Here is a 5712-nt window from a genome sequence, read left to right as displayed (position 1 = left end):
CACATTGCTACCCCCCTTAGTCCCCCCTTGTAAAGGGGGGAAACAATAAAAATCCAGTTCCCTCCCCTTTACAAGGGGAGGGTTAGGGTGGGGTAAAAAATATTTGATACATCAACCATAACTTTTCAAACACCCTCTAAGAACTAACTAACGCGGTTGCAGCTTCACCCCCCGACGTTCCAACATTTCCCGCGCTGTGGGACTGGGTGTATAATTATAACCATAGCCAGAACTCTGGGAATCATCCATTATTTGCGGTGTCAGTAAAATAATTACCTCTCTACGTTCGTTCTGTTTGTTTGTTTTCCTAAACAGCGCACCCAGCAGGGGAATATCACCCAAAATAGGTAATTTAGAAACACTTGTTCGATCTGTGTCTTGAATAATACCGGAAAGAATAAGCGTTTGACTATCCCGCAAACGCAATACACCGGATGCCAGGCTTCTTTCGGATAAAAGAGTTATTGTACCATTACCACCACCGGCTTGTGCTGTACCACCCGGAGCAGATACAGTAGGGGCAACGGACAAAGATACAAAACCGTTATCATCAATTCTTTCTACCTTCACATTTAAGGATAGACCTGCTTTCTTGATGATAGGTTCGCTGACAGAGGATGATGTGGTTGATGATGTAGTTCCTGTACTTTGTGATGAAGTTTTTAATCCAGCATATACCTCTGTAGTTAAGTTAACTACTGCATTTTGTCCTTCTTGAACAATTAAGGTAGGATCTGTTAGAATCTTAGCGTTGCCACTGGTAACTTGAGCTTGTAAACTCGCAAGAAACCGTTTAGGGAATTGGTATAAACTTGGTAGAGCAGATTTACCTGCAGCACGACTACCCTCTTTAAAAGCAGCAGTCTGTCTTCCAGTTGTAGGATCAGTTGTGATAGTTATGACATCTGGTGTTCCAGGTGTAAAATCAGATATTCCTGGGGTAGTTGGACTAGTGTTAGTTGGTGAAATTGGTCGTAAGAATGTCGCATCACCTGGTGGTGTTTCCGATAACACCAGACCATCTCTGATAATTCTGAGTCCTGATCCACCATTGGGGACTGTAAATGTACTATTTGCATCAAAAAATGGCTCTCCTGTAATTGGGTTTTTAATCACGGGGGTTTGAGTCACACTTTCTTTCACTTCAATTCCTGTAGCTGGTCGAGAACCACCAAAATTTAAAGATGCTGCACCACCATCATTAACAAAGAAGTTGTTACCAACCCCAAAAGAAAAACTGGTATTGTAATCTTGAGTACCTGTCAGGTTGACATCAATAATTTTGACATTCACCACCACTTGACGACGACGGATATCAAGCTGTCTTAATTGAGATACTGCCATCTCAACCATCTTAGGACTACCAATTAATGTAACAGAATTTGTCCGCTCGTCTCCTGAAGCTTGTAACCCTCTGAGTATAGGTTTTGAATCTGTATATGTAATCCGTTGAGTCTCAATTTTTGTTTCTGTCGTCGTTTGAGTTTGAGTAACTGCGGTGTTAGCAGCACCACCCACAGGTACAGCATTAACACTAGTAACTAGTCGTTCTCGACTGACAGCACTTTCCGCACCCAAAGCTACTAAGAAATTTAACGCCACACCCACCGTTACCTGATTTAGTCGGAGATTACGCATCACAAGATCACGACTAGAATTAGGTAATTGAGTCCCAACAAAAATTGTCCGTCCACTGCGGTTAGCTTCCAAACCACTCAAACGCAGGACGTAATTAAAAACATCCTGCACAGGTTCATTTTCTATATCTAAGGAAATCTTCTGAGATGTTTTAGTTACATTTTCAGCATCTTGCGGTTTTTCTGCTTCCCCACCTATATAAGCCAAATTCAGCCCAGCAGCACGAGCTAATAAAGATAAAACCTCTCTTACAGGTGCATCACGCAACACCAACCGACGAACTCGTTCTTTTGTACCTAAATTAATCACCGCAGGAGATGTATCAATATTAGATTGAGTAATATCTCCTACAGGTGGGGCGACAGCCTTAGGTAAAAAAACAGGACTTTGCTTATAAGCTTGACCAGGATTTGGGGTTTGGGTAATTTTCCCGTCAATTGTAACTTGCGGGTTAGGAACTAGAACCTCTGGCTGTTTACCTGGTTTATCTGGTTTATATTCAAATGTAGTAGCTGGTGTTACTGCTACCTTTTCTGTAGGCTTAGTGGCGGTTGATGCTGTTGAATTTGTGGTAGCGGTAAAGCCCAGGGTAATATTATTATCCTTTCGCATGACGGGCTGATTGCTGGGTGCATCATCAATACCTGTGACTGTTACCCGAATGCTATTAGCGTCTAATTGTTTAACTTCAATAGATGCAATTCCTGGTGCGGGGTTTTTTTGCAGGAAGTTATTACCCTTGGGTAAACGGAGTTGGGCATTAATTACATCCGCAACTAAGGATTTGTCCTTTTTAGTGGTAAATACTTGGGGACGATCTCCCGCCGCAGTTTTTAAAATTACACTAACTCCCCCTGCAATGGGACTGAGTTCAACATCAGTAATTTGTGTGATCTTTGCTAACACTGGTTGGGCTGCTAAGAGTACAAAAGCTGCCGCACTTGATCCGAAAACACTATTATGAAGCTGTTTCACAGTTCATTCCTCACATAAAATAAAAGTCTAAATCGTAACGTATAACAAGGAATAGGGAATAGGGAATAGGGAGAATATTTTATTTTGCCTGTTGCCCTTTGCCTGTTGCCTTTTGCCTCTTCTCTTGCCTTTTGCCTGTTGCCTTTTGCCTCTTCTCTTGCCTTTTGCCTCTTGCCTGTTGTCTGTTGCCTCTTGCCTCAAATTTGATTATTTTTTCGGTGCTTTAGCTGGTGGTGGTACTGGTGGTGCTTTAGCTGCTGCTGTTTTAGCGGCTAAATCTGCCGTTTCTTCAGAAGTTAGTGGCATTAAAGCCTCTAATGCAAAAGTTGTTGTCAGTTTACCGATACCAATTTGCACAGGGTTATCTTTATTGTCTGACATCTCTGGTGGAGACAATTTGGAGTCATAGTTTTTAACTAACAATAAAGGTTGTAATCGTTCAATGTTTCGCATAATTAATCGGGTTTGTTCAAAATTTCCCTCAATTTCTACATTGACAATACTGCGTTTAAGTTTGTTGTTAACTTCTACCCCAAAACTGCCATCATCTACCACAACAGGTTTTTCCGAAGCTGGAACAAATCTTTTCATCTTGGCTCTAATGGCATTACCAAAAGCTTTTCCATTGCTAGAATCTATTAAGCGACTGGTATCTAGTAATAGGGTATCTAAACTTTTTTCATCTGCAAATAAAGCTAAAACTTGTTGTTGTTGTTGTTTAGCTTCAGCCAAATCTGCTTCTATTTTACCGATTTGTTTGACTTGGGTTTTCTTTTGTTGAACTTCTGTTTGTAGTTGCTCAAGTTTAGTTTGTAGTTCTTGATAGTTATCCCAAGCGGGCATTGCTATGTTAAATAGCATATAACCTGCACCTAATAAACCTAAAACTGCGACTACACCACCAATAATAGTTGGTGTTAAGGTGACACCAAAAACAACAAGACCAGAATCTTGAGTATCTGTATCTTGATTGGCAAAATTTAAATCATCACTAAATGTCATTGGGCAATGACTCCTACTTTTTTGATATTGCGAAGTCTATCTACTAGTCCGACTGTGCCTTTTTTCTCTAACTCTTGAATTAAATCAGATGCTGGCACATTACTTAAACCTGTTTTAATAGTGTATTTAACTACTTGAATAGGTTGAATTTTTTCATTAGATTTACCACCTTTTGGGGGAAGAAAACCTGTAACGGGTGGTGCATCTACTAATTCTGCTGTGATAATTTTGGTTTCTTCTGGATTTAAAAATTTAGATTGTCCTAAACTTAAGGCAAAATCGTTGACTAAGGCATAGGAAATAGCAAAACCAGAAATTTCTAAGAATCCAGCGGTATTGGTATTGGCATTAGTATTGGTTTTACTGGGGGTGGCAGCTACAACTTCTTTACTAGGAAGAGGAGCGGCAATTTGCTTAATAGTTTCGATTTGCACTTTACTAGGAATGCGATCGCGCAAATCCTGTAACATTGCTGACCAAGGACGTATTTGATCAAACACCGTTACTAAAGCTTTGGTTTGGCTATTAATGCCGACTGTTTCCGCCTTAATTTTATTAAGATTGGCTATTGTGCCATCTAAACTCTTACCTTCCTCCTCTAGTTTTGCCACTTCCCGGGTTACTTCAGTAGTTTTCCCTTCCAGGATTGACAAACCAATAAACACTAAACCGGGCAATACTAAACCTACTCCTACTCCTATGTAAACTGGGATTAAATTCCCTAGTTGAATAGATGGTCTTTGAACCTTCGTTGCACTTTTACTTTGATATTCGGGCCGATCTTTAAGGAAGTTAATATCTAGACTATACATTTTGTTACAACCCTCGCATTCCTAAACCCAGGACAATACCCAACCCAGGACGTTTAATTAAAGGATATTTTTCAGCATCTACCTCCAAAGACAAAGAAGTAATTGGATCTATTTGGGTAGTTGGTAAACTCAATCTTTGAGTGAAAAACTCATCAATTTGTGGTAATCCTCCCCCAGGACCGGCTAAAAGAATCTGCACGACTTCCAGATTTTCACTTTGATTGAGGTAAAAATCAATGGAACGACGCAATTCATCAGCTAATTCTCCGAGAACTCTCAACATAGAAGCCATCCCCGGATTACTACCTGTCACCCCACTATGGGCTGAATCTGGTGAAGTTGTGGGAATAGTCATACTCTCCAACATATCCATATCCCGTGATGCTGGTAAGTTCATAGCCCTTGACAATGCAGTTTGGAGTTGATAAGTGCCAATCGGTACTGTTCGAGAAAATTGTGGGACACCATTGATAATAATGGCTATTTCTGTACTATCAAACTCAATATCAACTAATACCGCTGCTTCTTCTGGTCCAAATAGCCGCAATTGATCACGAATAGTGCGAATCAGGGCAAAGCTGTTAATTTCTAAGATATCAACTGTTAATCCTGCCTGTTCAAAGGTATTTAAATAGGTTTGCGTGACATCTTTACGAGTCGCAACTAACAAAACCTGCACTTTCTCAATGCCGTCTTCGTCTATAAAGTCCCCAAGTTTTTGATAATCAACATCAGCTTCTTCTCTGGGATAGGGTAAATATAAAGATGCTTCATGGTTGAGTATTATGTCCCGCAACTCCTTGTCATCTAATTCAGATGGGACAGGAATCAACCGGATAATGGATTCTCGTCCTGGGATACAAGTAATAACACGGGTAGCTTTAGTTTTGCTTTCAGCGATCGCTTGCTGAATAATTTCGGACATTCCCACAGAATCAGCAATGTGACCATCAATAAATATACCTTCTGGTACTGGTACTGTTGTCAAAGATTCGATTTTTAAGTTTTGGCGGTGTTTATGTAGTTGGACTACGTTTACCCGTTCCGGCGCTAGTTCAATACCAATACCTTTACTGGATTTACCAAAGAAACTAGTGAAGGCTTTAACCATAGTTTTACCCGCTAGATTACAAAGAAAAATATTAAGGTTAGTTGTCCGTAGGGGCGAAGCATTTGGAAGATAAATTATCGGTCATTACCAAAAATAGTTCTCCAAATGCTTCGCCCGTACAGTTGTCCGTTGTCCGTAGGGGCGAAGCATTTGGAAGATAAATTATCGGTCATT

4 protein-coding genes are annotated in these 5712 nt (G+C 40.4%); all 4 read right to left on the bottom strand.

What is annotated here, in order from left to right; all coding sequences use genetic code 11:
- Positions 1-147 precede the first annotated feature (147 nt).
- The 4 genes from PN450_RS04675 to pilM all read right to left on the bottom strand — a co-directional run bounded on the left by PN450_RS04675 (position 148) and on the right by pilM (position 5538).
- Positions 148-2613, bottom strand: a complete 2466-nt coding sequence (locus PN450_RS04675) for a type IV pilus secretin family protein (protein ID WP_271835565.1) — start codon at positions 2611-2613, stop codon at positions 148-150.
- Between the two features lie 207 nt (positions 2614-2820).
- Positions 2821-3615, bottom strand: coding sequence for a pilus assembly protein PilO (locus PN450_RS04670; protein WP_271835564.1), 795 nt, complete (start codon positions 3613-3615; stop codon positions 2821-2823).
- Positions 3612-4427: a PilN domain-containing protein gene (locus tag PN450_RS04665; RefSeq protein ID WP_271835563.1), complete on the bottom strand. Its 816-nt coding sequence runs from the start codon at positions 4425-4427 to the stop codon at positions 3612-3614. The genes PN450_RS04670 and PN450_RS04665 overlap by 4 nt, the downstream gene beginning before the upstream one ends.
- 4 nt (positions 4428-4431) lie before the next feature.
- Positions 4432-5538, bottom strand: coding sequence for a type IV pilus assembly protein PilM (gene pilM / locus PN450_RS04660; protein WP_271835562.1), 1107 nt, complete (start codon positions 5536-5538; stop codon positions 4432-4434).
- Between the last annotated feature and the right edge of the window lie 174 nt (positions 5539-5712).

The organism is Dolichospermum lemmermannii CS-548 (assembly GCF_028330815.1).
GTDB lineage: Bacteria > Cyanobacteriota > Cyanobacteriia > Cyanobacteriales > Nostocaceae > Dolichospermum > Dolichospermum lemmermannii.
This window is presented reverse-complemented; position numbering and strand designations above follow the sequence as displayed.

What these genes read in the sequence shown, in the direction of transcription:
- PN450_RS04670 (WP_271835564.1), bottom strand. Translation starts at nt 3,615, where the DNA reads ATGACATTTAGTGATGATTTAAATTTTGCCAATCAAGATACAGATACT.
- pilM (WP_271835562.1), bottom strand. Translation starts at nt 5,538, where the DNA reads ATGGTTAAAGCCTTCACTAGTTTCTTTGGTAAATCCAGTAAAGGTATT.
- PN450_RS04665 (WP_271835563.1), bottom strand. Translation starts at nt 4,427, where the DNA reads ATGTATAGTCTAGATATTAACTTCCTTAAAGATCGGCCCGAATATCAA.